At 69.8% G+C, this 24,218-nt stretch carries 28 protein-coding genes; 8 read left to right on the forward strand and 20 right to left on the reverse strand.

All coding sequences use genetic code 11. The features are described from left to right. The first annotated feature begins 6 nt into the window (after window positions 1–6). Entirely contained in the window at window positions 7–555 is a 549-nt protein-coding gene (locus tag OG302_RS40285) for a GNAT family N-acetyltransferase (protein WP_371749703.1), read from the forward strand. Between the two features lie 49 nt (window positions 556–604). Here OG302_RS40285 and OG302_RS40290 read toward each other — a convergent pair whose 3' ends face one another. Continuing rightward, window positions 605–763 (reverse strand): hypothetical protein, encoded by a 159-nt coding sequence (locus OG302_RS40290; RefSeq protein WP_371749704.1) that lies wholly within the window; start codon window positions 761–763, stop codon window positions 605–607. Window positions 764–838: 75 nt separating this feature from the next. Beyond that, the gene (locus tag OG302_RS40295; protein WP_371749705.1) at window positions 839–1,261 is read right to left on the reverse strand and encodes a hypothetical protein; all 423 of its coding nucleotides are present in this window, start codon (window positions 1,259–1,261) and stop codon (window positions 839–841) included. A 401-nt stretch (window positions 1,262–1,662) separates the two neighbouring features. Between OG302_RS40295 and OG302_RS40300 the strand changes: the two genes are divergently transcribed. Next, complete coding sequence (locus tag OG302_RS40300; protein ID WP_371749706.1) at window positions 1,663–3,243, forward strand: amidase family protein; 1,581 nt, start codon at window positions 1,663–1,665, stop codon at window positions 3,241–3,243. Window positions 3,244–3,359: 116 nt separating this feature from the next. Beyond that, the gene (locus OG302_RS40305) at window positions 3,360–4,037 is read left to right on the forward strand and encodes a 2-phosphosulfolactate phosphatase (RefSeq protein WP_371749707.1); all 678 of its coding nucleotides are present in this window, start codon (window positions 3,360–3,362) and stop codon (window positions 4,035–4,037) included. Between the two features lie 129 nt (window positions 4,038–4,166). Here OG302_RS40305 and OG302_RS40310 read toward each other — a convergent pair whose 3' ends face one another. Both OG302_RS40310 and OG302_RS40315 read right to left on the reverse strand, forming a co-directional pair. Then, entirely contained in the window at window positions 4,167–6,125 is a 1,959-nt protein-coding gene (locus OG302_RS40310) for an acyl-CoA dehydrogenase family protein (protein WP_371749708.1), read from the reverse strand. Window positions 6,126–6,195: 70 nt separating this feature from the next. After that, entirely contained in the window at window positions 6,196–7,170 is a 975-nt protein-coding gene (locus OG302_RS40315; RefSeq protein ID WP_371749709.1) for a helix-turn-helix transcriptional regulator, read from the reverse strand. A 150-nt stretch (window positions 7,171–7,320) separates the two neighbouring features. Between OG302_RS40315 and OG302_RS40320 the strand changes: the two genes are divergently transcribed. After that, the gene (locus tag OG302_RS40320; protein WP_371749710.1) at window positions 7,321–7,716 is read left to right on the forward strand and encodes a RidA family protein; all 396 of its coding nucleotides are present in this window, start codon (window positions 7,321–7,323) and stop codon (window positions 7,714–7,716) included. A 75-nt stretch (window positions 7,717–7,791) separates the two neighbouring features. Continuing rightward, window positions 7,792–7,992 carry a hypothetical protein gene (locus tag OG302_RS40325; RefSeq protein ID WP_371749711.1) on the forward strand — a complete coding sequence of 67 codons (201 nt, stop codon included), beginning with the start codon at window positions 7,792–7,794 and terminating at the stop codon, window positions 7,990–7,992. A gap of 74 nt (window positions 7,993–8,066) precedes the next feature. On the opposite strand, the gene OG302_RS40330 is transcribed toward OG302_RS40325, so the two are convergent. The 10 genes from OG302_RS40330 to OG302_RS40375 all read right to left on the reverse strand — a co-directional run bounded on the left by OG302_RS40330 (window position 8,067) and on the right by OG302_RS40375 (window position 14,705). Then, window positions 8,067–8,540: an ATP-binding protein gene (locus tag OG302_RS40330; RefSeq protein WP_371749712.1), complete on the reverse strand. Its 474-nt coding sequence runs from the start codon at window positions 8,538–8,540 to the stop codon at window positions 8,067–8,069. A gap of 112 nt (window positions 8,541–8,652) precedes the next feature. Beyond that, window positions 8,653–9,054, reverse strand: a complete 402-nt coding sequence (locus OG302_RS40335; RefSeq protein ID WP_371749713.1) for a response regulator transcription factor — start codon at window positions 9,052–9,054, stop codon at window positions 8,653–8,655. Continuing rightward, entirely contained in the window at window positions 9,051–10,145 is a 1,095-nt protein-coding gene (locus OG302_RS40340) for a PAS domain-containing sensor histidine kinase (RefSeq protein WP_371749714.1), read from the reverse strand. Before OG302_RS40340 ends, OG302_RS40335 begins: the two co-directional genes overlap by 4 nt. A 47-nt stretch (window positions 10,146–10,192) precedes the next feature. After that, complete coding sequence (locus OG302_RS40345) at window positions 10,193–10,849, reverse strand: response regulator (RefSeq protein WP_371749715.1); 657 nt, start codon at window positions 10,847–10,849, stop codon at window positions 10,193–10,195. A gap of 32 nt (window positions 10,850–10,881) precedes the next feature. Continuing rightward, window positions 10,882–11,409 (reverse strand): STAS domain-containing protein, encoded by a 528-nt coding sequence (locus OG302_RS40350; protein WP_371749716.1) that lies wholly within the window; start codon window positions 11,407–11,409, stop codon window positions 10,882–10,884. Between the two features lie 103 nt (window positions 11,410–11,512). Further along, on the reverse strand, window positions 11,513–11,647 hold the full coding sequence (locus tag OG302_RS40355) for a hypothetical protein (protein ID WP_371749717.1): 135 nt from the start codon (window positions 11,645–11,647) through the stop codon (window positions 11,513–11,515). A gap of 33 nt (window positions 11,648–11,680) precedes the next feature. Then, on the reverse strand, window positions 11,681–12,088 hold the full coding sequence (locus OG302_RS40360) for a BlaI/MecI/CopY family transcriptional regulator (RefSeq protein ID WP_371749718.1): 408 nt from the start codon (window positions 12,086–12,088) through the stop codon (window positions 11,681–11,683). 31 nt (window positions 12,089–12,119) lie between these two features. Beyond that, window positions 12,120–13,322, reverse strand: coding sequence for a glycosyltransferase family 4 protein (locus OG302_RS40365; protein WP_371749719.1), 1,203 nt, complete (start codon window positions 13,320–13,322; stop codon window positions 12,120–12,122). Continuing rightward, on the reverse strand, window positions 13,319–13,789 hold the full coding sequence (locus OG302_RS40370) for a hypothetical protein (protein ID WP_371749720.1): 471 nt from the start codon (window positions 13,787–13,789) through the stop codon (window positions 13,319–13,321). Before OG302_RS40370 ends, OG302_RS40365 begins: the two co-directional genes overlap by 4 nt. Window positions 13,790–14,189: 400 nt before the next feature. Beyond that, complete coding sequence (locus tag OG302_RS40375; RefSeq protein ID WP_371749721.1) at window positions 14,190–14,705, reverse strand: hypothetical protein; 516 nt, start codon at window positions 14,703–14,705, stop codon at window positions 14,190–14,192. 227 nt (window positions 14,706–14,932) lie between these two features. On the opposite strand from OG302_RS40375, the gene OG302_RS40380 reads away from it, so the two are divergent. Further along, window positions 14,933–15,511, forward strand: a complete 579-nt coding sequence (locus OG302_RS40380) for a hypothetical protein (RefSeq protein ID WP_371749722.1) — start codon at window positions 14,933–14,935, stop codon at window positions 15,509–15,511. An 81-nt stretch (window positions 15,512–15,592) separates the two neighbouring features. Here the strand turns inward: OG302_RS40380 and OG302_RS40385 are convergent, their stop codons facing one another. Further along, entirely contained in the window at window positions 15,593–16,159 is a 567-nt protein-coding gene (locus tag OG302_RS40385) for a TetR/AcrR family transcriptional regulator (protein ID WP_371749723.1), read from the reverse strand. Window positions 16,160–16,356: 197 nt separating this feature from the next. Between OG302_RS40385 and OG302_RS40390 the strand changes: the two genes are divergently transcribed. Next, window positions 16,357–17,781, forward strand: coding sequence for a DHA2 family efflux MFS transporter permease subunit (locus OG302_RS40390; RefSeq protein WP_371749724.1), 1,425 nt, complete (start codon window positions 16,357–16,359; stop codon window positions 17,779–17,781). Window positions 17,782–18,011: 230 nt separating this feature from the next. Further along, window positions 18,012–18,788 (forward strand): phosphatase PAP2 family protein, encoded by a 777-nt coding sequence (locus OG302_RS40395; RefSeq protein ID WP_371749725.1) that lies wholly within the window; start codon window positions 18,012–18,014, stop codon window positions 18,786–18,788. Between the two features lie 27 nt (window positions 18,789–18,815). Here the strand turns inward: OG302_RS40395 and OG302_RS40400 are convergent, their stop codons facing one another. The 5 genes from OG302_RS40400 to OG302_RS40420 are packed head-to-tail and all read right to left on the reverse strand — an operon-like array spanning window position 18,816 to window position 24,216. Then, window positions 18,816–20,177, reverse strand: coding sequence for a glutamate-1-semialdehyde 2,1-aminomutase (locus OG302_RS40400; RefSeq protein WP_371749726.1), 1,362 nt, complete (start codon window positions 20,175–20,177; stop codon window positions 18,816–18,818). Window positions 20,178–20,184: 7 nt separating this feature from the next. Further along, the gene (gene rfbC, locus OG302_RS40405) at window positions 20,185–20,736 is read right to left on the reverse strand and encodes a dTDP-4-dehydrorhamnose 3,5-epimerase (protein ID WP_371749727.1); all 552 of its coding nucleotides are present in this window, start codon (window positions 20,734–20,736) and stop codon (window positions 20,185–20,187) included. After that, window positions 20,733–21,977 carry a polysaccharide pyruvyl transferase family protein gene (locus OG302_RS40410; RefSeq protein WP_371749728.1) on the reverse strand — a complete coding sequence of 415 codons (1,245 nt, stop codon included), beginning with the start codon at window positions 21,975–21,977 and terminating at the stop codon, window positions 20,733–20,735. Before OG302_RS40410 ends, rfbC begins: the two co-directional genes overlap by 4 nt. Continuing rightward, complete coding sequence (locus OG302_RS40415; protein ID WP_371749729.1) at window positions 21,974–22,930, reverse strand: glycosyltransferase family 2 protein; 957 nt, start codon at window positions 22,928–22,930, stop codon at window positions 21,974–21,976. The genes OG302_RS40410 and OG302_RS40415 overlap by 4 nt, the downstream gene beginning before the upstream one ends. Next, a complete protein-coding gene (locus OG302_RS40420; protein ID WP_371749730.1) occupies window positions 22,927–24,216 on the reverse strand; it encodes a hypothetical protein in 1,290 nt (429 codons plus the stop codon). The genes OG302_RS40415 and OG302_RS40420 overlap by 4 nt, the downstream gene beginning before the upstream one ends. Window positions 24,217–24,218 lie beyond the last annotated feature (2 nt).

The following is a 24,218-nucleotide window of genomic DNA, read 5'->3' on the forward strand; positions in this document are numbered from 1 at the left end:
TGGTCCATGCCCAACTTGCCGCCACGGGTCGAACTTCGCCCGCTCACCCTCTCCGACCAGGACGAGTTCTGCACGCTCGCGCAGGCCAGCTCCGATTTGCACCGGCCCTGGATGCAACTGCCCGCGACCGCCGCGGAGTTCCAGGCCTGGATGTGCCGCTTCGACGACGGCACCAACCTGGGCTTTCTCGTCCGCGTCCGGGAGACCGGCGCAGCCGCCGGAATGGTCAACATCAACTCGATCATCCGGGGCCGCTACCAGGGCGCGTCCCTCGGCTATGCGGCCTTCGCCCCGTCCGCGGGGTACGGGTACATGACCGAAGGACTCGCCGCCACCCTGCGGCACGCCTTCACCGACCTGCGGCTCCACCGGCTGGAGGCCAGCATCCAGCCGGGGAACACAGCGTCCCTGGCCCTGGTCCAACGGCTGGGTTTCCGCTACGAAGGCGTCTCGCCCGCCTACCTCTACATCGACGGGGACTGGCGGGACCACGAACGCTGGTCCATCACCGCGACGGACCCCTGGACACCCGATCCCTCACTCCCGGAGGTCTGAGTCGCACGGCGCCGCTCATGACGGTTCGACCAGGCCCGCGCGCTCTTGCTCAGTCGGGGAGTTCCACCCGGACCACCGCCGTGGTCCATTCCTCCGGGCTCCTGTCCTCATGCGCGGGCTCGGCCTCCACCGCGGCGTACAGCGCGTCGGGCGAGCCCGCTATGGCCTGCGCCCCCGCGATCACGGGGAAGAGTTCCCCGTCGGCCACCCGGTGGACGAGTTTCCCGCCCGACGACTCCTCGATGAGCTTCTTCTGCGGGGCGGATGAAGCGCCGCGCCAGCCCTAGGCGCCGTCCAGGCTCGGCTTGAGGCTGCTTCCCGCATCGGAGAAGCAGAGCTCGTCGCGCCCCGGCACGAGCGTAAGGTCGCCGCGTGTGCCGCCGGAGGCGGGGCGTGGGACGATCGCGGCGACCGCTTTGCCCACACTCTCGAAGGGTCCGTTCGCCGGGGTGATCTTCTTGGGTGCGGGGGCCGAGACGAACGGGCTCAGCGTGCCGTCGCCGTTGATCCGGACGATCCCTTGCCCGGTCCTCCAGTAGAGACCGTCCTTGCCGGCGGCGAGCCAACCGGAGTTGAAGCTGTCCGCGGCCGTGACGCGCGGGTCGGGGCTCTTGCACCTGCCGTTGATGACCTTTGTTGCCTTCTCCGCCGCGCTGACCTTCCAGAGGTCGTCCGCCGCGAGGTAGACGGAGCCGTCCCGAGCCACCGGCGCCCATCGATCGCCAACGTGCCGCCCTCCCCGAAGATGTCGCCCCCGCCACCGAGCACGAAGTCGACGTTCAGCGGCTGATCCCCACCACCGGCGGTCGAGTTGCCGACGGTGAATCCGGCGATCGCCGCGAGGGCGACGCCACCGCCGAGGACGGCCCGGCGCCCACGAAGGGACAGGGAGCTGAAGCCACGCAAAAGAATTGGCCTCTCTTCGCTCATTGATCAGGAGCGGCCGGACCGACGGATCCTACGCACTCCCACCGCGCCCCGGCCATGCCGTTGCGGCTGCCTGACAAAGCCAAGGCTCCCTGCATGCCGCCGTGGCGACCGGGAGTGCCCCGGAAACCCCGCGCCCACCCTTGCGCCGGGCGCGGTCCGTGTAGTCGGCTGATCCGCATGAGGAACAGGAGCATTGCCGCAATGACCGTCGCCCTTGTCGCGGGGTCCCTTCTGACCGGCGTACCGAATGCCGGTGCGCAAGCCGCCGGGCACGGCACCGGCAACTCGTCGCCGACGAACGGGTCGTCGCACAGCCTCGGGGTCGACCTGGACACCGTGACGATCCCCGAATTACAGGCACGCATGGCGAAGCGTTCGCTGACTCCCACGATGCTGACGAGGGCCTACCTGCGGCGCATCGAGAACGTCGATCCCAAGATTCACGCGGTGCTGCGCACCAGCCCGACGGCTCTGCGCCAGGCCGCCGCCAGCGACGCAAGGCACAGACACGGTAAGACCCTTGGGCCGCTGGACGGCATCCCCGTTCTGCTCAAGGACAACGTGAACACCCGTGACATGCCGACGACCGCCGGGTCGCTCGCGCTCGCCGGGAGCCCGCCCCACACCGATGCCGCGCTGGTGACCCGGCTGCGGAAGGCGGGGGCGGTGATCCTCGGCAAGACCAACCTGTCCGAATGGGCCAATTTCCGTGGTGCGAAGCCGACATCGGGGTGGTCGGCAGTGGGCGGGCAGACCAACAACCCCTACGTCCTCGACCGGAATCCTTGCGGTTCGTCGGCCGGTTCCGGCGCGGCACTCGCCGCGTCGTTGTCGCAAGTGGCGATCGGCACCGAGACGGACGGGTCCATCGTGTGCCCGGCAGGGATGAACGGCGTCGTCGGCCACAAGCCCAGCCTCGGCCTGGTCAGTCAGTCGGGCGTGGTGCCGATCTCCGCCGAGCAGGACACGGCCGGGCCGATGGCACGCAACGTGACCGACACCGCGCTCACCCTCTCGGTGCTGAGCGAACGCAAGGCCGCGCGCGGTGAGGGCGGGAGCGCCGACCTCCGCGGCAAGCGGATCGGCCTGTGGCGCCTGCCTTCGCTCGGATCCGACGTGGACGCGGTGATGACCCGCACGGCGAAGAAGCTGCGCACGGCCGGAGCCGTGGTCGTCGAGGTGACACCCCCGTACCAGGCACGGCTCGCCGAACTCGAATTCCCGGCGCTGCTCAGCGAGTTCCACCGGGACATCGACGCCTACCTCGGCACTCGCGAGGGCCCCCGCAACCTCGCCGAGCTGATCGAGTTCAACCGCACCCACCCGGAGGAACAGAGCTGCTTCGCCGGCCAGGAGCTGTTCGAGCAGGCCCTCGCCGCCCCGCCCACCACCGACCCCGAGTACCGGGCGATGCGTGCCGAGTTGAAGGACCTCTCCCGGCGTTCCATCGACGAGACCATGGCCTCCCATCACCTGGACGCCATTGCAGCGCCCACCAACCCGCCCGCCTGGACGACCGACTGCGCCCGCGGCGACAACGACGTCATCCCGTCCTCCACCCCCGCGGCCGTCGCCGGGTATCCGTCCCTCTCGGTACCTGCCGGGTCCGTGAACGAACTGCCCGTCGGTGTGCTCCTGATGGCCGGTGACCGCCAGGACACCAAGCTCCTCTCGCTGGGAGCCGCGGTGGAGCACCGGCTGAAGGCCTGGCGCGCACCGCGCTTCCTGCCGACGGTCGGTTCCGGCGCGTCACGGTGAACAGGTGAGCAAGGGAAGGGAACCTGCGGCAGCCTGATCACTGAACCTCAGGACTGTTGATGTGACGCCCACCACGGGCCGGGTGCTTCGGGTCGCCCATGCGCGATCATGATCCGATGGAGAGTCGTTTCCTTGGCATCGGTGATCTCGTCGAAGCTCCGTCCGTGGCGGTCGTGGTCGACGTCATGCGTGCTTTCACGGTGGCTGCCTGGGGTTTTGCCCGAGGGGCGGAAAAGATCGTCCTTGCCGAGTCGCTGGACGAAGCCCTGTCGCTCAAGGCCCGTCACCCGGGTTGGCTGGCACTCAAGGACGGTCCGCCCGCACCCGGGTTCGACGCGGTCAACTCGCCGGGCCTGCTGCGGTCCACCGACCTCGGCGGCCGGACCGTCGTGCAGAAGACCACGGCGGGCACGGTCGGCGCCCTCGCGGTCAAGGAGGCTTCGCTGGTGCTGTGTGCCGGCTTCGTGGTCGCCGAGGCAACGGCTCAGACCTTGCGCACGCGCGGGTGCGACAGCGTCACATTCGTGGTCACCGGCGAAGAGGGGCACGCCGACGAAGACCTGGCGTGCGCCCAGTACATCGCTCGGAGGACCACCGACACCGGGGCGGACGCAGCCGATTTCCTCCGCCGCGCCGGGGAGTCCCGTGCCGCCGCCGAGTTGAGGGAGGGGGTGCGTCAAGGAGTCCACCCTGATGACGTCGCGCTCTGTCTCGAGCTCGACCGCTTCCCCTTCGCCATGGTGGCGACCCTGGAGGACTCACTCATGGTCCTTCGCCCGCATGCCGTGGGCTGAGTGACTACCCCTCCGCGCGGGACGCCCCGACGGCGATGACACGCATGAATGCCCTGATGGTGAGTGGTGCCGCTGACAGGCGAGGACGCCGTTCAGTACGCCGCCACTGGACCCCCCGGCGCCCTCTGGTCACCCCACCAGATCAGGCGAGCGCAGCATCTGCGGCGGGATGCCCCAGGCGTCGACTAGGTCGGTGGCGAGCGGCCGGATCCTGCGGCACAGGTCGTTCACCTCCCGGCGGATCGCCTTGGAACGCTGCGTCGTCAGACGGCCGTGTTCCATGAACCAGGCGCGATCCGCCTCGATCGTGGAAAGGGCGAAGAGGTCGCACAGCAGCCCCAGCGCGACCTTGTTGTCGCCGTCGGGCAGACGGCGCGTCTTGTCGACGAACGCTTCGAGCACCAGCCGCTCGACGTGTGCGTGGGCCACCGCGATGACATGGTCCTGCACCTGCGAGAAGACGACACCGGGGTGGGTCTTCTGGTCCATCCCGCGCTTGAGCCGCCGCGCCACACCGGCGAGCATGTGCTCCTCGCGGAAGCGGAGCATGGCGAGCTGGTACTCCGAATCGAACAGGCCCGCTTCCTGATCCCACTCGTCGCCGCCGGGCAGCAAGTCACGTACCCGCTCAAGGAGTTTGTGGGCCGAGGTCTTCTCGATGACCGTCTCGACGGCGAGGTTGGTGACGTACCGGACCATGCCGAGCTGGTCCAGGTTCTCGAACTCGCTCGCGTAGTGAGTCAGCAAGCCCTTCGCCACCAGCTGAAGCAGCACGTGGTTGTCGCCCTCGAACGTGGCGAAGACGTCACTGTCGGCCTTCAGGGCGGCGAACCGGTTGACGGCAAGATAACCGGCGCCCCCGCACGCCTCGCGGCACTCCTGAATCGTGCGGGTGGCGTGCCAGGTACCGAGCGCCTTGGTGCCCGCGGCCCGCGCCTCCAGCTCACGTCGTGCGAGTTCGTCGTCATTGATCCCCGAGAAGACCTCGTGCAACTGCGTGCGCACGACGTCCTGGGCGAAATGCAGTGCGTAGGTGCGCGCGATGAGCGGGAGCAGCCTGCGCTGGTGCATGCCGTAGTCGAGGAGCACCTGCTCCTCGGTGTCCGAGGCCGCCTGGAACTGGCGTCGGCGCACGGCGTACTTGGTGGCGATCGCCAGGGCGACCTTGCTGGCGTTGATGGCGCCGCCGCCCACGCTGACCCGCCCCTGCACCAGCGTGCCGAGCATGGTGAAGAAGCGGCGGTCGGGGTTGTCGATCGGGCTCTGGTAGACGCCCTCGGGTGTGACGTCGGCGAACTGGTTGAGCAGCGCCTCGCGCGGCACGCGTACGCCGTCGAACCAGATGCGGCCGTTGTCCACGCCGTTGAGGCCCATCTTGCGGCCGTCGTCCTCGATCCGGACGCCGGGGGCCACCTCGCCGTTCACGCGGATCGGTACGACGAACGCGTGGACGCCCTGGTGCTCTCCGGCCACCTCCAGCTGGGCGAAGACGACCGCCAGCTCGGCGTGCCGGGCCGCGTTGCCGATGTAGTCCTTGCGCGCCTGGTCCGCGCCGGTGGTGATGACGAACTCCCGGCTCTCGGCGTCGTACCGGGCCACCGTGCCGAGCGCCTGGACATTGGAGCCGTGTCCGGTCTCGGTCATCGCGAAGCAGCCCATCAGCTCCCCGGTGATCAGACGCGGCAGGTAGGCCTCGTGGTGGCGTTCCGTGCCCAGGTGCAGGATCGCGCCGCCGAAGAGCCCGAACTGCACGCCGACCTTCACCAGCACGGACAGATCGCCGAACGCGAGCGTCTCGAACGCGGCGATCGACGCCCCGACGTCGCCGCCCCCGCCGTACTCCTTCGGAAAGCCCATGCCTGTCTGGCCCGTTGCCGCCATCTCGACGACGAGCTCACGCACGCGCTCGCGGAACTCGTCGAAGCCGAGCTGCTCCGCGTCGTCCAGTACACCCGCGTACGTCGTCAGGTTGGTGCGGACCAGGTTGCGGACCTCGGCGTACTCGCCGTCGAGCAACTCGGCAAGAGCCGGTACGTCGACGTCGGGCTGCACGTATCCGCTCGGGGGAGTGGCGCTGTCGGTGACCATGTCGCCCTGCTACCCGCCCGGAGGATGATCAAATCGGTCGCTTGGTCCATCCAGTGGCCCCGCCGGGCGCTCAGGACGGGTCTCCATAGCGGGAGACGATCATGGTGGCGCGGTTGCGCAGGGCGGTACGCAGCGACTGCGGGGTCAGGGCTTCCGCATCCGAGCTGAGCTGCCACAGTGCCCATTCCGCGTGCCGTGCATCCTGGAAGGTCACCTCCAGCCGCAGCCAGCCGTCCGCGTCGGGTTCTTCCGCACGGACGGCCAGCGCGGTGTCCAGCAGGTCCTCCCGCCGTACCGGGTTCACCCGCACCAGCACGGTGATGTGCTCGCTGCCGGACAGGAACCGCGCCGAGCGCTCCCGCCAGACCCGGTCCAGATCGACCTCGTCCGGTCGCTGCGCCGGTTCGGGGAGCTCCTCGGCGGCCAGCACCCGCGACAGCCGGTAGGTGCGGTCCGCACCGGATCTCGTGGCAAGCAGATAGGCCCGGTCTCGTACGGTGACCAGGCCGACCGGATCCACCGTGCGCCACTGTGGCGCCTGGCCCGTGGCCGCGTAGTGGATGCGCAGCTTGTGTCCGGCGAGCACCGCGCGCCGGACCTCGATCATGGTGGTGTCGGCCACCTCCTCGGTGACAAGGCGGCGTGAGAGCAGGTCGGTCTCCGGGTCGACGAGCATGCGCTGGGCCGCGTCGCTCGCGGTGACCCGGTGGCTTTCGGGCAGCGCGTCCACCACCTTCCGCATCGCCGAGGCGAGCGCCGAGCCGAGGCCGAACGCCTGCTCGCCGCGTCCCGATCCGGCGGTCAGCACGGCAAGGGCCTCGTCGTGGTTCAGGCCGGTGAGTTCGGTCCGGAAACCGGGCAGCAACGCGAAACCGCCGTGCCGACCGCGTTCGGCATGGACCGGGACGCCCGCCGTGGACAGTGCCTCGATGTCGCGCAGCACGGTGCGGGTGGACACCTCAAGCTCGCGGGCCAGCGTGTCCGCGGTCAGCCGACCGCGTTGGCGCAGCAGCAGCACAAGCGAGACCAGCCGGTCGGCACGCATGCGGAGAGGTTATCCAAATACATGACCAAGGGTGTCGTGATTTGTTGGGAGGCTCGTTTCCATGACGTCGAGGCCGGCGGCCACCGAGCCGACGGACGTCCGTACTCCCTGTTTCCTGCTCCCGATGAACCGACTGAAATGGATGTGGCAATGGAACGAACGGCAGTCAACCCGGTGACGTGGTCGCAGGAGATGGGATTCAACCAGGGCGAGGTGGTCTCTGGGCACACACGGACCCTGTACTGCTCCGGGCAGACGGCGATGAGCAGTGACGGCAAGCCCCAGCATGAGGGCGACATGGCGGCACAACTGGTGCTGGCCATCGACAACTTGGAGGCCGTGCTGGGGGAGGCCGGGATGTCTCTCGCGAACCTCGTCCGGCTCAACGTCTACAGCACCGACATCGATGTGCTCTTCCAGCACTACGGCGTACTTGCGGCGCGGTTGGGCGCCGCGAGAGTGGCGCCGACCACCACGATGCTCGGGGTGACGCGGCTGGCGATCCCCGGGCAGCTGGTCGAGCTGGAGGGGACCGCCGTCGCGTGACGCCAGGTCGACTGGCGTATGAACTGAGTTGCGGGGCGAACGCATCCTGAGCCCCTCATGATCGTTCAGCTAGGCATGAAGAACACCAAACGCGCCGTCGTTGCCCTGACCCTTGCCGCTGCCGCCCTTGCCACGGCCGGACCCGCCGAGGCGGACGACGTCCCCGGCGACAACGGACGGATCAACCTCCCGCACAGCCCCGGCGAGGTCGTCCACGGAGTACGAACGGGTCTTGACGCGGCGGCCATGACCTGGGAGCTGGCGCAGGCCCGCTGAGTGGTGATCACGAGAGAGCCCCGGCCCTGAGGCCGGGGCTCTTCTTCTGTTCACAGGCGGCTGTCGGCTTCCGTTCACGGGTGGCTGTCGGCCGGACGCACGTCCGGGTCGTCGGCAAGACCGAGTGTCGCCGTGATGCGCTTGCCCATCGGCTCCTGGTGCACGTGGAAGTTCCGGCACACGGCCATCACGACTTCCAGGCCGTGCTGTCCGATGCGGCTCGGATCCGGCGCCGAAACCGCGGGGAGGACGACGTTGCCGTCCCGTACGGTGACTTCGATGACGTCGCCCTGCACCTCCAGGCTGAGCAGACATGGCCCCGGGGCATATTTGCGGGCGTTGGTCACCAGCTCGCTGACCACCAGTTCCACCATGCTCATGGCCCGGCCGGACATGGGAAGCCCGTGAACGGATCGCACGTCCGCCAGGAAGGCCCGGGCCAGATGCCGCGCGGGTGCGATGCCCTCGTCGTCCTCGAACAGCTGGGAAACCGACACGGACCTTGTCGATATCGGCGGCTGTCCGTCATCGCCCGCTGTCTGGCCCATACAGTCCGCCTTGCTCCCGAGCAGCCCGGCCTCACGCGGACCGACTACCCCCGTAACCGCGCTTAACCCCGGCTCGTCGTCCAACTGCCCGCGAAATGGACTCAGCCGGCCCTCATCGAGGTTCTGCCACCCGGCGCAGAGCGGCGAGGAGTTCCCGATTGCTCGCGCCTTTGAGCACGTACTCCAGAACGCCGGCGTTCCTCATCTGCTCCATGGAGCCCTTGTCGTCATACGCGGAGAACGCCACGATTCGGCTGTCCGGTGAACACCGTGCGATGCCCTTGGCGACGGAGTGGCCGCCACCGGGGAAGCGGACATCCAGGATGACGAGGTCCGGTTGATGGCGATACGCGAGTTCAAGCGCCTGCTCGGCGTTGCGCGCTGTGCCGACGACCTCCAGATCGGGCTGTGCTTGTACGACCTCGCTCAGGATCTCCAGGAGCATCGTGTTGTCATCACACAGGATCACACTGAGGAGTGAACGTGGGCAGCCGTCCTCGGCCGCCGCGCTCACGGCGCATCATCCGTCGATGTCGATGTCGATGTCGATGTCGATGTCGATGTCGGGGTCGATGTCGGGGTCGGAAGTGGGTTCGGTACCCAGAACTCGACTGTCGTTCCCGTTCCGGGGCGGCTGTGCATGGACCACCACCCGCCCGCTGTCTCGGCTCTCTCCCGCATCTCGATGACGCCGAAATGATCGCGGGTGTCGTCCCGGGACACCGGCACGCCGGTTCCGTCGTCCGCGACCCGCGTCACGATGCCCCCGTCAGCGGACGAGACACTGACGTCGACCCTGCTCCCGCGCGCGTGCTTATGCACGTTCAGCAGTGCTTCTTGGACGATGCGGAAGATGGTGATGGCCGTCTCGGGCGTGGGATCGCGGTCCAGCTGGTGCTCGAACGAGTAGGCCATCCCCCACGAGGAGCCCACGACGTCCTCCAAGTGGCTGGAAAGGCCTTCGACCAGGCCGTGCCTGTCGATGCCGGGTGGATGCAGCCGGAAGGTCAGACTGCGGAGGCGGCCGATCGCCTCGCGCACCGATGCGTCGAGACGCCGCAGTTCGGCGGAGTACGACTCCGGAATTCGGTCCGCCAGCAATTCCAGCCGCATTCCGACGGCGACCATGGCCTGGATGGAGTCGTCGTGGACATCCCACGCGATGCGGCGTCGTTCCGTCTCCTGCGCCTGGACCAGGTGATCGAACAACCGTCGTCGCTCGCTGAGGGCATGCTGCGCTGCCCGCCGTTCGGACATGTCACGGGTGACCTTGCCGAATCCCCGCAGTACGCCGTCGTCGTCCCACAGGGCGGTGATGACCACGTTCGCCCAGAACCGGGATCCGTCCTTGCGGACCCGCCAGCCCTCGTCCTCCAGTCTGCCGTCGGCCACGGCGGTCTCCAGCTCCCACTTCGGTTTGCCGGAGGCCTGGTCTTCGGGCGGGTAGAAGACCGAGAAGTGCTGTCCGACGATGTCCTCGGCCGTGTATCCCTTGATCCGCTCGGCCCCCGCGTTCCAGCTGACGATGTGGCCCTGCGGGTCGAGCATGAAAATGCCGTAGTCCAGCACGCCCTGAACCAGCAGTGTGAAAGCCGCTTCCGACATCGGAGCCGCCTGCTTCCGCGCCCGCTTCTGCTGTCGCGGCTCCCGCGTCACGTGAGAAGCCCTTCACGTCGCGCGATCGTCACGGCCTCCAGCTGGGAACGCGCGCCCAGCTTTTCCAGCACCCGCTGGACGTGGTTGCGCCCTGTGTTGAGAGCGACCCCCAGCTGATCGCTGATCTCCGTGGTGGTGTGCCCTTGCCCCAGCAGCTGAAGTGCCTCCCGCTCCCGCGGGGTCAGGTTCGCGCCCAGACTCGGGACCCTGCCGGTCAGTCGGCCCAGCACGTCGCCCAACAGGTCCTGGCTGAACACCATTTCGCCCGCTGCCACCCGGCGTACGGCGTCCTCCAGCTCGCTCAGTCCGCGGGCCTTCAGGATCAGACCGGCCCCGCCCGCCTCCGCGACACGCGCGGCCACCGACCCGCTCCCTTCGCCCGCCAGGACCAGTACGCGCACGTCCGGCATGAGCACCAGCAAATCGGCAATGGCGGTGACCCCGTCACCGTCCGGCAGGCGCCGGTCCATCAGCACGACATCCGGCTCGCATCGTCTCGCGTCGGTCAGCGCCGAGGCCACCGACGTCGCGTGGCCCACGATCCGCAGGTCGGGTGAACGCTCCAGGGCGAGGCATATCGCCTCGGCCACCATGTCGTGGTCCTCCACCAGCAGGACTCTGATCGTACGGCTGTGCGGGGGAGGTGAAGGCATCAGTGCATCCTTGCAGGTGGCGGATTGCACGATCATGCCAGAAGGTCCCGGAGAGGCGACTTGTCGATGGCCACCGCCGCATCACGCCCAGTGGCGATCGTGTCCGAGGGGGAGCGGGCCGGCGTCGCGTTCGCCGGTGTGTTCCCCTCGGTGAAGATGTCGTCGGCCCCGATGAGGGAGAGCAGCCGCGCCACCTGCGTTCCGACCCCTTCGACGTAAAGATCCACGCCTGCCTGAAGAGCGGAGATCCGTACGGTGAGCAAGGCGTTCAGGCCGGCGCAGTCGCAGAACGAGATGCCGGTCAGATCGAGGCAGAGACTCGTCGGCTGCTTCGCCAGACACTCCGCGACCGCCTCCCGGACGAAGGGTGCGGTGTCCAGGTCGAGTTCGCCCACGAGAGTCACTCGGGCGATGCCCGATCGAACAACGGCTTGCGACGTGAACGGGTAAAAGGTCACAGCGTCCCGCACCTCTCCGTGCTCACGTGCGGCGCGCATCCGCGCGGCACGGTCCCATAAGCCCTTCCCGCGGAGGGGTCCCCCGGTTGTCGGCTGCAGCATCACTACCTCATGGCCGCATAGTGTGAGGGCACCAGTTGCTCTCTAGTGAATCTGCACTATACGAGGAAGTCAACACGCTCATACGAGGGTTGACGACGGGGATTCACCAGGGCAGGGCGCCGGCCACCAGTTCCACCAGGTCGTCGGTGGCGTCGGCGGCCCCGAGGGTGAGGGCTCGGGTGGCGGGGGCGGGCACCAGGTGTCGGGCGATGCGCGTGCTGATCGCGGCGAGCAGCATGGAGAGAGCGAGGGGGGACGTATACGTCGAGTCTCATGGGTGGTCCCCGGCGAGGAAGTCGCGCAGGGCGCGCTCCTCGTCCGGGCTGAGTCCGCTGACGAACTGCTGGAGCGCGGCGATGGGGTCCGGCCCGCGGTCCAGGGCCTGGTGCATGGCATCGGCGGTGCTCTCGGCGGCGTTCCTCGCCGGGCGGTAGGAGCCTCGGCGGCCGTGGGCGTCGCGGATGACCAGGCCCTTGTCGTAGAGGCGCCGGAGGATGGTGTGCACCGTGTTGTAGGCGAGGCCGCTGCCCAGTTCGGCCTGGACCTCGCCCGGTGTCAGGGACTCGTCGGTGGCCCACAGGGTGGCCAGGACCTCGCTCTCCAGCTGGCCCGCGCCGCGCCGTTCGGAACCGGTGGCGCTGTGTCGTCCGGGTATGCCGCGGGGGTCCTTGCCTGCCATGCCTTCACCTTACGGCGCGTAGGGTCCGGTGTCAGCGGCGGCTGCGGGGGCGCTCGCTGCCCGGCCTCGCCGCCAGCTCGGCGATGAGTGTCTCCCATTGGGCGCGGATGCGCTCCGGCCGGTAGCGCAGGGCGGAGGAGGCGGCTTGCTCGCCCAACTCGGCCCGCATCTTGGGCCGTTCGATCAGGTTGGTGACGGCCTGGGTGAGGGCTGTGGTGTCGCCGGGGCTGATGAGCAGCCCGTCACCGCCCGTGATGATCTCGCGGGGCCCGTGCGGACAGTCGAAGCTGACCGGCGGGACGCCGTGGCTCATCGCCTCGGCCAGCACCATGCCGAAGCCTTCGTGCCGGGAGGCCAGGGCGAAGACGGAGGCCTTGGCGAGCTCGGCATCCAGGTGAGGCGTACTGCCCATGAGATAGACGTGGTTGTAGAGGTGCCGCCGGTGGATGAGGGACCGCAGGCGGTCGCGCTCGGGGCCGGACCCGTAGATTCTCAACTGCCAGTCGGGATGAGCCTCGGCGACGGGCGCGAAGGCCTCGATCAGGGAGTCGAAGCCCTTGGCCTTCACCAGGCGTCCGGCGCTCAGGACGAGTGGCCGGTCGAGGGCCGAACGGGCGGGTGAGCCGGCCGGGAGCGGGTTCGGGATGCCGATGATGCGGGGGCCGTCGCTGCCCAGGCGGGCGGTGTAGGCGCGCCGGTCCGCCTCCGTCAGTACGGTCAGGGCGTCGAGTCGCGGGTACCAGAGGCCGATCTGCTGGTCCAGGGCCGGCTTGTGGTGGGCATGGTGCAGGTGCTCCTGGCCGATGCCGATGACGGACGCGGGTGTGAAGCGGGCCGAGAGCAGATTGAGGGCGGGTCGGGTGGTGATGAGGACGCCGCCGTCCAGGGAGCGCAGGTAGCGGACGAGACGCCGGTCAGTGAGTCGGTTGAAACGGTGGTACTTCACCTCGGCGGCGGGCACCAGCCGGCTGGGGCGGGCGCCCAGCCACGCCTCGATGCGGCGGCGCGGCCAGGAGACGATGGTGGCGCCGGTGTCCGGGGTGGCCGTGTCGTCCACGAGTGCCCGCAGCCGTACCCGCCCGTGCAGGGCGAAGACGGGGGCAGGGCGGTGCCGGCGGACGCTGGTGATCTCCACGTCGTGTCCGGCCTCGGCGAGCGCGTTCGCCTGGTTGACGACGGTGCGTACGGTGCCGCCGACCGCGTACGCGTTGAGCAGCAGGAAGCGGATCTTCACCGGGGCCCCCGGTGGCAGCGGATCGAGAGATTGTCCTTGACCGTGAAGTACGGCTCCACCCAAGTGTCTTCGGTGCGCTGAGCCGGATAGACGAAGATCCCCTTCTTGCCCCTGACGTCATCGAGGTGCCTGCCCAGGCGCAGCCGCTCACGGCCGGTGCGGGGGGCGAGGTGGAGATCCCAGACCCACTCGCGGTCTCCTTCGGGCGCGCCGGTCCGGGGTCCGCCTGGGGCGGCCAGGCGGACCAGCGGGATACGCGCCTCGAAACGGCTGCCGCACCCGGTCGTGGGGAGGCGCATCTCGCCGTCACGGCCCCGGACTTCGAGCACGAGATCGGCCTGCTCGGCCTCGGCGCCGGCGAGCGTCAGCCACAGCAGGATCTGTCCGTCGCGGGGCCAGACCTCAGCGACCTCCGCGTGGTGAGGGCCGGACGTGCAGGGCGCCGTACGCACGGGCACTGAGTGCATGGCTGCCCCCTTTCGCTCTCCCCAGCGGACCCTACGCCTTGTAGGGTCCGTGCTGACCCTACAGCCTGTGGGGTGAGAGGGCGGGCAGCAGGCGAGGACCGCATTCTCCGGCGTGGTGTTCGCCCGCGCGGGACGCCACGCCGTGCCCGGACCGGACCCGGTGGTTCGGGCAGGGCACGTCAGGGGCGGGCTCGCATGGGTGGTGGTCGGGTTCGTCTCGGCTCGATTACTGCTCGTCAGGCCCGAGTTGGGGCACGGATGGGACGAAGCGGCCTGCGTGAGCCAGGCCGGCCCGCGCTCGCCCGCGGCGGACACGGCCTTTCCAGCCGGTTGCTGCAAGTCATGACGCACTGCGGGCGGCCCACTTGCAGGGTGCGGCGAGCTCCGGACCCAGCCGCGCCTACGTCTCTTCCAGTGCCGCGGCGGCAGCGGCGACGAAGGGCCCGATCAGGCGTATGTAGGCGCGCAACGTCTCTTGGAACTCGCGGCGGTTCTCCCGGGCGGCGTTTTCGGTCAGGGCCGCCAGGGCGGTGGAGAGGGTGCCAGACATGATCAACAGGTTCGAGGCCGCGACCTGCACCGTGGCAGGGCCTTCCAGGTCGATCAGTGTCACCGCCCGGCGCAGTTGCTGATGCCGGTCGCGGTGAGCGGCCAAGGCGGCCCCGTCGGCGTCGGGTGAGAGGCCGTCAACTCCACGGAGCCCGTCGGCCAGGACCTGAGCCTGCTCGATGAGGCACAGGTAGGCGGCCCGCCGGGTCTGACGGATGCCGTCGCGGCGCTGCGCCTCGGTGGTGGCGTCGACCTGGACCCGGGCGGCGTGCGCGTTGCCCCTGCTGGTCAGCCAACTCGCGAGCGAGCTGGCCGCGATCGCCGTCACACCCGTGAGGCCGGCGATGAACAGGGAGTTGTCGGACATGCCAAGGAGTCTCTCCAAGAAGCCCCGTGACAGCCACCGCTACCCGCTGTACCTCGGGCGGCTCGCGCTCCTTCTGGGTAATTGTGGCGGGATAAACTAAATACGAGCCTTGGCCGGATAGCCCCCTTTCGTCATCTGTCGCGCACTGCTTCGCTACTCCCTTGGGTGACGGGCCTTCAGACGGGTCTGTTCATCAGGGGGATCACTCAGCGACGGAGGGGGCCATCATGGCGGACGTGCTCAAGTACGGCGACAAGGTGCACATCCAGAACGGCTACGACGGCTGGAAGGGCGGGTACCTCGACACCAACGGCGGCAGCAGCCAGAGCGGATCCCTGTATGGGGTCTCCACCGCCGACACTCCCACCCGGGGCAAGGGCACCGGCACTTGGGAGATCATTTCCGCGACCGGCAAGAACGCCGGCGAGCAGGTAATGAGCGGGGACGTCATTCACCTGCGCAACCTGTATGCCAACGATGGCGGCTATCTGGACACCAACGGCGGGGCCAGCCCCGACCAGACGGCGGCCGCCAAGTACGACGTGACCACCCACAAGGACAAGGACCGGGCGTCAGTCGGCACCGCGAGCTGGCGGATCTTCGCCCAGACGTCGGCCCCGGCCGACCAGTTCGTACGGACCAACGACGTCGTCATCCTGTGGAACCTGTACTCGCCCACGGGCAGTTTCCTGGAGACGAACGGCGGCACCACGGCATCCGGCGGCAAGTACGACGTGTGCACCAGCGCCTACTGGAACCGTTCGAGCAACGTCGGCGACTGGCGCCTGATCAAGGCCAAGGCGTAACGGCACCACAGAACCTCCGCGGCCACCGCCACCCCTCTGAGGGTCGCGGTGGCCGCGGCTGGTCCCAAGGCTGGGGTGAGGTCACAGCAATCGGTCGACCAGCCCGTCGATGTAGTCCGGGGTGAGCGGGAGCATGCCGAACAGGACGCGGATGTACATCGGGGCCAGGATGTGGTCCAGGACGCCGAACGCGTCGGGTGCTTGCTCGCCACGTTCGCGGGCGCGATCGAGCATGGACTGCAGTTGCCGCGTGCGTTCGGCGCGAAGGTGGTCACTCGCCTGCAGGCCCTCCTGGCCGTTGCTGGACAGGGCGACGGCCAGGCGAACCAGCGCCAGACCGTCGGGTCCGGTGATCTCGCGGGCCACTTGGGCCGCGTAAGCACGCAGGTCGCCCTCCAGGGTCCCGGTGTCGGGCATCGGTGACCGGGCATTGAGGCGGTTGAGCGCCACGTCACTGAGCAGGGCTTCCAGGCTGCCCCACCGGCGGTAGATGCTGCTGTCGGCCACGCCCGCGCGGGCCGCGACCTCGCCGACGGTGAAGTTGCCGTAACCGCGCTCGCTGATCAGGTCGGTGACGGCCTGGTGCACCTCGGCGCCGACGCGGGCGCTGCGCCCGCCGGGCCGACGGACTCGCTGTCGCTCGTTCATGCCTCCCACCTTAACGCAGTCAGCACTTGCGTTTACGAGGTAACCCTCCCTATAGTCTCCTAACGCAGTCGCTGACTGCGTTAGAGGGTTCAGGTGTATCGCCACCCGCGTCGACCGTGGCCGGGCGCACCTGACGATCGAGAGGAATCCCCATCACCGCATCGCTTGTGGCCGCAGGCAGTCGATCGAACCGGGCCGTGCTGCTCACGGTGACCTGCCTGGGCCAGTTCATGGTCCTGCTCGACAACACGATTGTTGGAGCGGCGCTGCCCGACATGCAGCAGCGGCTGCACACCGAGTTGACCGGTCTGCAATGGATCGTCGACGCGTACGTACTGCTGGTCGCCATGCTGCTGCTGTCCGGCGGCATCTTCGCCGACCGGTTCGGCCGCAAACGGGTGTACCTGATCGGCGTGGCGGTGTTCACCGTCGCGTCGGTGCTGTGCACCCTCGCGCCCTCGGTCGGCTGGCTGGTCGCGGGACGGGTGCTGCAGGGCATCGGCGCCGCGGCGCTGAGCCCCGCCTCGCTGGCCCTGCTCGCCGCCGCCTATCCCGTGCCGCAAGAACGAATGAAGGCGATCGGGCTGTGGGCCGGATTCAGCGGAATCGGCTTGGCCGCAGGCCCCGTGGCCGGTGGCGTGCTGACGGAGGCCTTCGGCTGGCCCGCCATCTTCCTGGTCAATCTGCCCATCGGCGTGGTCCTTCTGGTGGTCGGACTGCGCAGCCTTGAAGAGGCCCGCAATCCGAGTGCCCCCGCCATCGACATCCCGGGGACGGTGCTGTCCGTCCTGGGGGTGGGGGCGCTGACCTACGGGCTGATCGAGGGCGGTGCCCGCGGCTGGACGGCGCCGGTGATCCTGGGCAGCTTCACCGCCGCGGTGATCCTCCTCGCCGCGTTCGTCGCCGTCGAAGCGCGTCGCCCCGCTCCGATGCTGCCGCTGCGGCTGTTCCGGCAGCGGCTGTTCACCGTGTCCAACACCGCCATGGTCGTGGTGGGGTTCGCGCTCATGGGTTCGTCGTTCTTCTTCTCCCAGTTCTTCGTGTACGTCCAGGGCAGCTCGATCCTGCGCGCCGGCCTGCAGACCCTTCCCGTCTCCCTCGCCATGGTGATCGTCAGCCCGTTCGCGGGCCGGTTCGCCGCCCGCTACGGCTTCCGGATCCTGGTCACCATCGGTCTGGCCCTGGCAGGTCTGGGGCTGCTTGCGCTGGGCATGGTGCACGCCGACACCGGTTACGGGAACGTGTGGTGGCGGTTGGCAGTCGTCGGCACCGGCTTCGCCCTGACCATGTCCCCACTGACAGGCGCAGCGATCCAAGCGGTCAGCCCGCAGGAAGGCGGCCTCGCCTCCGGCATCAGCAGCACCACCCGGCAGATCGGCGCGGTGCTGGGCGTGGCGGTACTCGGAGCCATCGTCCGCACCCGGCAATCCGGCGGCGCCTCCTTCGAGACCGGCCTCAACAGTGCCTTCGTCGCGGCCGGTGCCGTCACCTTGGCCACCGCCGTGTTCACCGGCCTGTGGCTGGCGAGGTCCCAGCCCGCGGAAGGCTCCGCGGCGCCGCAACGCTCCACCGACCCGGATGCGGTCACCGCGCCGAACGAGGTGTCCGCGAGCAGCCGTTGACCACAGCGGCCGCCTCGGCCGGGCAGGCGGAAACATAAGGCCGGCGCAGTTGTAGGGCCGACAGATGGTGTAGCAGTTCCTTCGGGGCCCTGGTGCGAGTAAGGCACCAGGGCCCCTCCACGTGCTCCATGGAGCAGTGAACTCCTCGTCAGGCAGGGCGGCTTCGGTGACGTGTGGTCTTGGCGCCATCAGAACATGCTGGTTAGGGTGACGAGCAGAGGATGATCCCGATGCCCTTGACCAGGGTGACGGCCGGGCCGGCGAACAGGGTCGCCGGACGGTGGGTCGGACATGACGGGGGGCTCGCGTTGGATCGCCTGGCCGGAGCGGATTCGGAGCCCGCGGTGCTGCCCGCCGCGCTACGCGCCTGGCTCGGGCTGATCGCGGCCCTCGCCGCGCTGGTGGTCGTCCTGCTCGGAGTGCTGTACGCCGGCCACAGCGAGCCCGGCACGGTGGACAGATGGGTCATCGAGCCGACGGCGGACAGCGTGCGGCCGCCGTGGCGGTACGTCGCTCTGGCCACGGACTTCCTGGGGGAGCCCGCCGGGTCGGCGACGCTGATCGTGGCCGTCGTGGCGGGCTGCCTGTTGCTTCGGCGCCCTCGAGCAGCTGTGTTCGTCGTTGTGGGAGTAGGCGTGACCGTCGTGACGGCGACGCTGCTCAAGTTCCTTGTGGGACGCACCATCCACGGTGACGACAACCTGTCCTACCCCAGCGGGCACACCGCCTTCCTCACCGCGCTCGTCCTCATGATGGCGCTGCTCGCGGCGGGCCGGCTCGGCCTCGGCAGGACGGCCGGGACGCTGCTCGTGCTCGCCGCCGCGCTGGTTGCCGGTGCCGCCATGGGCTGGGCGCAGGTCGCCCTGGGCGCCCACTACCCGACCGACGTCCTCGGAGGCTGGTGCACGGCGCTGGCGGTGACACCGGCGACCGCGTGGCTGGTCGACCGGACGGCCGACCGGCGGGCCGACCGGACGGCCGACGCCGGTCGGCAGGAGCATCGCTGACGTCACGTCACGCCGTGCCGCATCACCTCACGCCAAGCGGCGGAACACCGGCTTCACCGGTCGCCCGCCCAGCCAGGGGGTGGGGTCGGTGGCGTCCAGGGCCTTCCGGTACACCGCGCACGCCTGGGCCACCACCTCGACGGTGCGGTCGATGTCGGCGTCGCTGAGCGCGCTGCTCACCACGAACGACGGGGCGAGCACGCCGCCCGCCAGGAGCCGGCGCAGGAACAGGGTGCGGTACTCCTGCGACGGCTGCCCGTTCTCGTCGAGGGTGGCGAAGACCAAGTTGCTGGCCCGGCCCCGGACAACGATGTGCTCGCCGACGCCCATGCCGGCCGCGGCATCGCGGACACCGGCGGCCAAACGCTCGCCGAGGGCGTGCAGCCGCGCGGTGACACCCTCTTCGACGTAGGTGGCCTGCACGGCCATCGCGGCTGCCAGCGAGTGCGTTTCCGCACCGTGCGTGGTGGACAGCAGGAACACTCGCTCGCCGGAGTGGCGCAGCCCGCCCCGCTCCATCAGATCGCGGCGCCCGGCAAGGGCGGAGACGGCGAACCCGTTGCCCAGCGCCTTGCCGAACGTGGAGAGGTCGGGGACGACGCCGTACAGGCCCTGCGCGCCCGCCTCGGACCAGCGGAACCCGGTGATCATCTCGTCGAAGACCAGTACGCAGCCGTGCCGGTCGGCAAGATCACGCAGGCCGGCGAGATACCCGGGCGGAGGCTCGGTGTGGCCCGCGGGTTCGAGGATCAGGCAGGCGACCTCCCCCTGGTACCGGGTGAGCAACTCCTCCGTGGCGGCCAGGTCCCCGTACGGGAACGCCACGGTGAGCTCAGTGGTCGACGCCGGAATACCGGCGGACATCGGAGTGGTGCCGATGAACCAGTCGTCGACGGAGAAGAACGGATGGTCACCGCAGATGGCCACCCGCGGGCGTCCGGTGGCGGCGCGGGCGAGACGTACCGCGGCGGTGGTGGCGTCGGAGCCGTTCTTCGTGAACTTCACCATCTCGGCGGTCGGTACCGTGGCCAGGAAGCGTTCCGCGGCCTCGACCTCCACGAAGGAGGGCCGGACGAAGTTGCTCCCTCGGCCGATCTCCCGTCGCACCGCCTCGATCACGCGCGGGTGGGCGTGGCCGAGGCTCACCGACCGCAGGCCGGAGCCGTACTCGATGTAGCGGTTGCCGTCGACGTCCCACACGTGTGCGCCGCTGCCGTGGCTGATGACCGGGGCCAGGTCCTCGGGGTACTGGTCGTCGCCCTTGGCGTAGGTGTGAGCGCCCCCGGGGACCATGGCGTGCAGCCGCTCGTTCGCCCGCCGCGACCGGGGGAGGAGGAACTCCTCGGTGCTGTCAGGGCTTTCGGTGTCTTCGGTGTGTTCGGTGTCCACGCCGGCCTCAACTCTCCTTGTGCTTCAGGACCTCGGCGAGGCTCGGGGCCTCCCGGTCCCGCTGGGACATCGACGTGACCGGCAGCGGCCACGGAATGGCGAGCTCCGGATCGTCGAAGGCGATCGTCACGTCCTCGGCCGGATCGTGCGGGCGGTCGATCCGGTACGAGGTGTCGGCGGTCTCGGTCAGGGCCTGGAAGCCGTGCGCGCACCCCGCCGGGATGTACAGGGTCGCCTGCGTCTCGTCGGACAGTTCGAAGAAGGCCCGGTTGCGGTAGGTCGGCGAGTCCGTCCGCAGGTCCACGACGACATCGAAGATCTTCCCGTACGAGCACCGCACGAGCTTGGCCTCCCCGGCACCGGAGCGCAGGTGCAGGCCGCGCAGCACGCCCCGGACCGAGCGGGACAGGCTGTCCTGGATGAAGGCGTTCGGGTCGAGGCCCACCGAGCGGACCACGTCGGCGTCGAAGGTGCGGCTGAAGAAGCCGCGCTCGTCGGCGTACGGCGTCGGCTCGAAGAGGTACGCGCCGTCGATCGCCGGGACTTCGGTCGCTTTCATGGGGTCTCCCGCTTTGCATGGGCGTGGGCATAGGTGCGGTCGGCCGTCGGGAACAAGGCCGCGGTCAGGGCGGTGAATTGGTGCTCCAGACGCCGGGCGGCGGCCGCGTTCCGCTCGGCGAGCGTCCGCCGCAGCTCCGCCGACCGCTGCTCCAGCTCACGGAACTGTTCGAGCAGCCGGTCGGCGTCGACCTCGCGGGCCGGGTGGCGGTACGCGGCAAGGCCCATCTCGGTCATGAGCGCGTCGCTCTTCGCCGCGTAGCTGAGCGCGAGCGTCGGTGTGCCGACCTTCAGGGCGCAGATCAGGTTGTGATAGCGGGTCGCCACCACGGAGTCGGCAGCCGCCATCTCCTTCATCAGGTCGGCGAGGGAGGCCGCGTCGGAGGCGGTGACCAGCGGCGAGTCCACCGCGTCGATGATCGCCGTGACCACCGGCGCATCGCACGCGTCGCCGGTGACCAGCCGGACCGGCCTGCCGTCCTCCACCAGCGCGCGGACGAAACGGGTCGTCCCGTCGAGGTAACGCCGGTAGATCTCCTCGGCCCGGTCGCGGTCGTCGTTGCCGCCGTGGAACGCCATGACACCGACACATACCGGGCCCGGCGCACCTGAGGGCGCGCTCGCCGGCTGCGTCGGCAGGGCGAAGGCGAGGTCCGGATACACCTCGTCCCGCGTGGTGTTCACGCCCATCGCCCGCATCGCGTCGCGGGACAGGGCGTCCCGGTACGACCGGTACGTGGCAAGCCGCGCCGCCCAGCGCACCAGCGCCCGGGTCGGCCGGTCGCTGATCGTGTCCGCGCCGACGCCGACCAGCGCGACCCGGGTGCCGACCAGACGGCCGCTCGCGCAGAGCAGGAACAGCGAGTACGGGAAGCCCCACGGGCGCAGCGGCAGCGTGGCCTCCAGGACGCCCATGCCCGGCACGATCACCACGTCGTGCCTGCGCACCCAGGCGGCGGTGCGTACGACGTCGACGAGTTTGCCCAGACCCTTGGCCGCGATCGCGCCCGCACGGGACGCGGTCCGGTACTCCCCGCGGTACCAGTGCAGCCGCGTCGCGGGGATCCGATACCTGCTCGCGACGACTTCGGGGCCACCGCACAGCGCGTCCACGGCAGCCTCCGGGTGCTCGGCGCGAAGGTAGCCGAGCACGGCCTCGAGCGATCCGTCGTTGCCGAGGTTGCCGGAGCCGAGCAGGCCGAACACCCCCACGCGCACCGGGGGTTCGTCCGCGGACCTCATGCCTGCCCACCTCCACGGCCTTCACGGCCCGCGACGACGTCGTCGACGGAGACGGTGAGGCCGCCCGGGTCGGCCGGCGCGCGGTCCTCGACCCGCTCGCCCGCGCCGGGACGGACCCGGCTCGTCATCCACGCGGCCAGGTGGCGATAGCAGGCGCGCCGGTCGGCCGCGGACAGCGGCGCCCGCCGGATCGCCGAGGTGAAGCCCCAGACGTACTCGGCGAGCAGTCGGGGCGTCGGGTGCAGCGGGCCCGCCCGGCGCGGGTCCAGGTTGACGCACCGGGAGCGCTTGCTCGGGTTGGCCCGCTCGGCGCGGGTGGGGTGGTCGCGGCGGAAGTAGAGGAGCTCGGGCACCTGGTGGAAGGGCCCGTGCAGGACGATCTCGGCGACGAACGTGCGGTCCGCGTGGTGGTAGCTGTCGTGCGGCTTCACCCGGCGCAGCATGTCGGCCCGCATCACCCCGTAGAAGTCGTCGCCCCCGGGCTCGAACAGGAAACTGCGGAACCGCTCCGGCGCGTGCGGCGAGTCGGTGGCGATCCCGTACTCGTAGGGGACCTTCACCTGCCCCTCGCCGTCGATGACCGCCTGGCCGGAGTGCGCGAGGACCACGTCCGGCCGCTCGTCCAGCGCCTCCACGCAGCGCAGCAGCAGGTCCCGGGCGTAGAGGTCGTCGTGCGAGGCCCACTTGAACAGCTCGCCCTGGCACCGGGTGAACACGTAGTTGTGGTTCGGCGCGGCGCCGATGTTGCGCAGGAGGCGGATGTAGCGGATGCGTGAGTCCTGCGCGGCGTACTTGCGGCAGATGTCCTGGGTTCCGTCGGTCGAGGCGTTGTCGGAGATGACCAGCTCGAAGTCCTCGTAGGTCTGGCCGAGCAGGGCGTCGAGCGACTCGGCGAGATACTCCTCGCCGTTGTACACGGGCAGGCCGATGCTCAGCCTGGGTTGCGCGGTCATGAAGTCCTCACTTCGGGAATGGAGTTGTGGTGGCGCTCGCGCAGGGCGGCCCGCAACTGCAGCCACCACACGGCCGAGCCGCAGACGGTCGCGGCGGCGACGCCCCAGGCCGAGCCGACCGTGCCGGCCAGGGCCGCCCCGCCGAGCCCGCCGGCGACGTAGCAGGCGGAGGCGAACAACTGGCTGCGCAGGCTGCGCCGGGCCGCGGCGAGCGCGCGGAGACCGGCAGCCGCGCCGGTGCCGAGGCCGGCGCCCGCGACACCGAGCGTGACCGGCACGATGAGCTCCGACGCCGAGCCCCAGACGTCGCCGAGCACGAACTCGCCGAGCCGGTCCGGCATCAGGAGCAGCGCCGCGCCCCAGAGCAGCGCGGCGACGGCCTGTACGCCGCCGAGCAGGAGACAGAAGACGCCGAGGCGGTGCGGGGCCTGCCGCAGCACGCGTGCCGCCTCCGCGACGGTGACCAGCGAGAGGCCCATCAGTACGGCCATGAACGGGCCGAGCAGGAGCTCGGCGCCGCGGACCACACCCACCGCGCTGACCCCGACGATCGCGCCGAGCCCGTACGCCCGCAGTTGGCTCGCGCCGCTGACACCGACGTTCTCGACCAGGTACCGGTAGCTGAGATCGCGGTGCACACGAAGCCACTCGCGTCCCCCGGTCAACCGCGGCCGGATCCCGGACTGGAAGCAGCCGTACACCGCGGCCACCGCGGCGGACGCGCCCCAGGCGAGCACGAAAGCGGACACGCTGCCCACGCGGGCCGCGACCACCATGGCGGGGACGAGCGCGACGCCCCACACGACGTCGTTGACGAACGCCTTGCGCCCGGCGCCCGCGGCGAAGAACGCGTACCGCCAGGCGTCCTGCAACAGCAGCCCCGGCAGCATGACGCCGAGGCAGGCGAACGCGGGCCCGACACTCCCGCCGAGGGCGAGGCCGATCACCAGACACGCCGCGCCGATGGCGGTACCGACACCGAGCGCGGTGCCCGAGGACCGGGCCACCGCACCGCGCCAGGAGTCGTCCGGCACCCCGCTGAAGCGCACCACGAGCGGGTCGGTGGCAAGGCCGCGGGAGACGCTGAGCACCACGCCGTACGTCACCCAGGCCAGGCTGAACACGCCGAACGCGGTCAGCCCCAGCGAGCGGGCCACGTAGATGCCCACCACGAAGTTGGACAAGCTCGAGGCCGCCTGGTCGGCGAGCCCCCAGGACAGCCGGCCGACGATGGCCCGGCGGGCGGGTCCTGCCGGTGTCGTCGTCTTGTCCTCCTCGGTGGTCATCG

It is taken from the genome of Streptomyces sp. NBC_01283 (assembly GCF_041435335.1).
Classification (GTDB): Bacteria; Actinomycetota; Actinomycetes; order Streptomycetales; family Streptomycetaceae; genus Streptomyces.

Excerpts from the sequence above, each read along its gene's own strand:
- OG302_RS40375 (WP_371749721.1), bottom strand. The coding sequence starts at position 14,705 with ATGTCCGACAACTCCCTGTTCATCGCCGGCCTCACGGGTGTGACGGCG.
- OG302_RS40415 (WP_371749729.1), bottom strand. The coding sequence starts at position 22,930 with ATGACCGCGCAACCCAGGCTGAGCATCGGCCTGCCCGTGTACAACGGC.
- OG302_RS40410 (WP_371749728.1), bottom strand. The coding sequence starts at position 21,977 with ATGAGGTCCGCGGACGAACCCCCGGTGCGCGTGGGGGTGTTCGGCCTG.
- OG302_RS40320 (WP_371749710.1), top strand. The coding sequence starts at position 7,321 with ATGGAACGAACGGCAGTCAACCCGGTGACGTGGTCGCAGGAGATGGGA.
- OG302_RS40380 (WP_371749722.1), top strand. The coding sequence starts at position 14,933 with ATGGCGGACGTGCTCAAGTACGGCGACAAGGTGCACATCCAGAACGGC.
- OG302_RS40310 (WP_371749708.1), bottom strand. The coding sequence starts at position 6,125 with ATGGTCACCGACAGCGCCACTCCCCCGAGCGGATACGTGCAGCCCGAC.
- OG302_RS40285 (WP_371749703.1), top strand. The coding sequence starts at position 7 with ATGCCCAACTTGCCGCCACGGGTCGAACTTCGCCCGCTCACCCTCTCC.
- OG302_RS40300 (WP_371749706.1), top strand. The coding sequence starts at position 1,663 with ATGAGGAACAGGAGCATTGCCGCAATGACCGTCGCCCTTGTCGCGGGG.
- OG302_RS40305 (WP_371749707.1), top strand. The coding sequence starts at position 3,360 with ATGGAGAGTCGTTTCCTTGGCATCGGTGATCTCGTCGAAGCTCCGTCC.
- OG302_RS40355 (WP_371749717.1), bottom strand. The coding sequence starts at position 11,647 with ATGCTGCTCGCCGCGATCAGCACGCGCATCGCCCGACACCTGGTGCCC.
- OG302_RS40385 (WP_371749723.1), bottom strand. The coding sequence starts at position 16,159 with ATGAACGAGCGACAGCGAGTCCGTCGGCCCGGCGGGCGCAGCGCCCGC.
- OG302_RS40370 (WP_371749720.1), bottom strand. The coding sequence starts at position 13,789 with ATGCACTCAGTGCCCGTGCGTACGGCGCCCTGCACGTCCGGCCCTCAC.
- rfbC (WP_371749727.1), bottom strand. The coding sequence starts at position 20,736 with ATGAAAGCGACCGAAGTCCCGGCGATCGACGGCGCGTACCTCTTCGAG.
- OG302_RS40340 (WP_371749714.1), bottom strand. The coding sequence starts at position 10,145 with ATGTCGGAAGCGGCTTTCACACTGCTGGTTCAGGGCGTGCTGGACTAC.
- OG302_RS40360 (WP_371749718.1), bottom strand. The coding sequence starts at position 12,088 with ATGGCAGGCAAGGACCCCCGCGGCATACCCGGACGACACAGCGCCACC.
- OG302_RS40350 (WP_371749716.1), bottom strand. The coding sequence starts at position 11,409 with ATGCTGCAGCCGACAACCGGGGGACCCCTCCGCGGGAAGGGCTTATGG.
- OG302_RS40325 (WP_371749711.1), top strand. The coding sequence starts at position 7,792 with ATGAAGAACACCAAACGCGCCGTCGTTGCCCTGACCCTTGCCGCTGCC.
- OG302_RS40315 (WP_371749709.1), bottom strand. The coding sequence starts at position 7,170 with ATGCGTGCCGACCGGCTGGTCTCGCTTGTGCTGCTGCTGCGCCAACGC.
- OG302_RS40395 (WP_371749725.1), top strand. The coding sequence starts at position 18,012 with ATGCCCTTGACCAGGGTGACGGCCGGGCCGGCGAACAGGGTCGCCGGA.
- OG302_RS40345 (WP_371749715.1), bottom strand. The coding sequence starts at position 10,849 with ATGCCTTCACCTCCCCCGCACAGCCGTACGATCAGAGTCCTGCTGGTG.
- OG302_RS40330 (WP_371749712.1), bottom strand. The coding sequence starts at position 8,540 with ATGGGCCAGACAGCGGGCGATGACGGACAGCCGCCGATATCGACAAGG.
- OG302_RS40420 (WP_371749730.1), bottom strand. The coding sequence starts at position 24,216 with ATGACCACCGAGGAGGACAAGACGACGACACCGGCAGGACCCGCCCGC.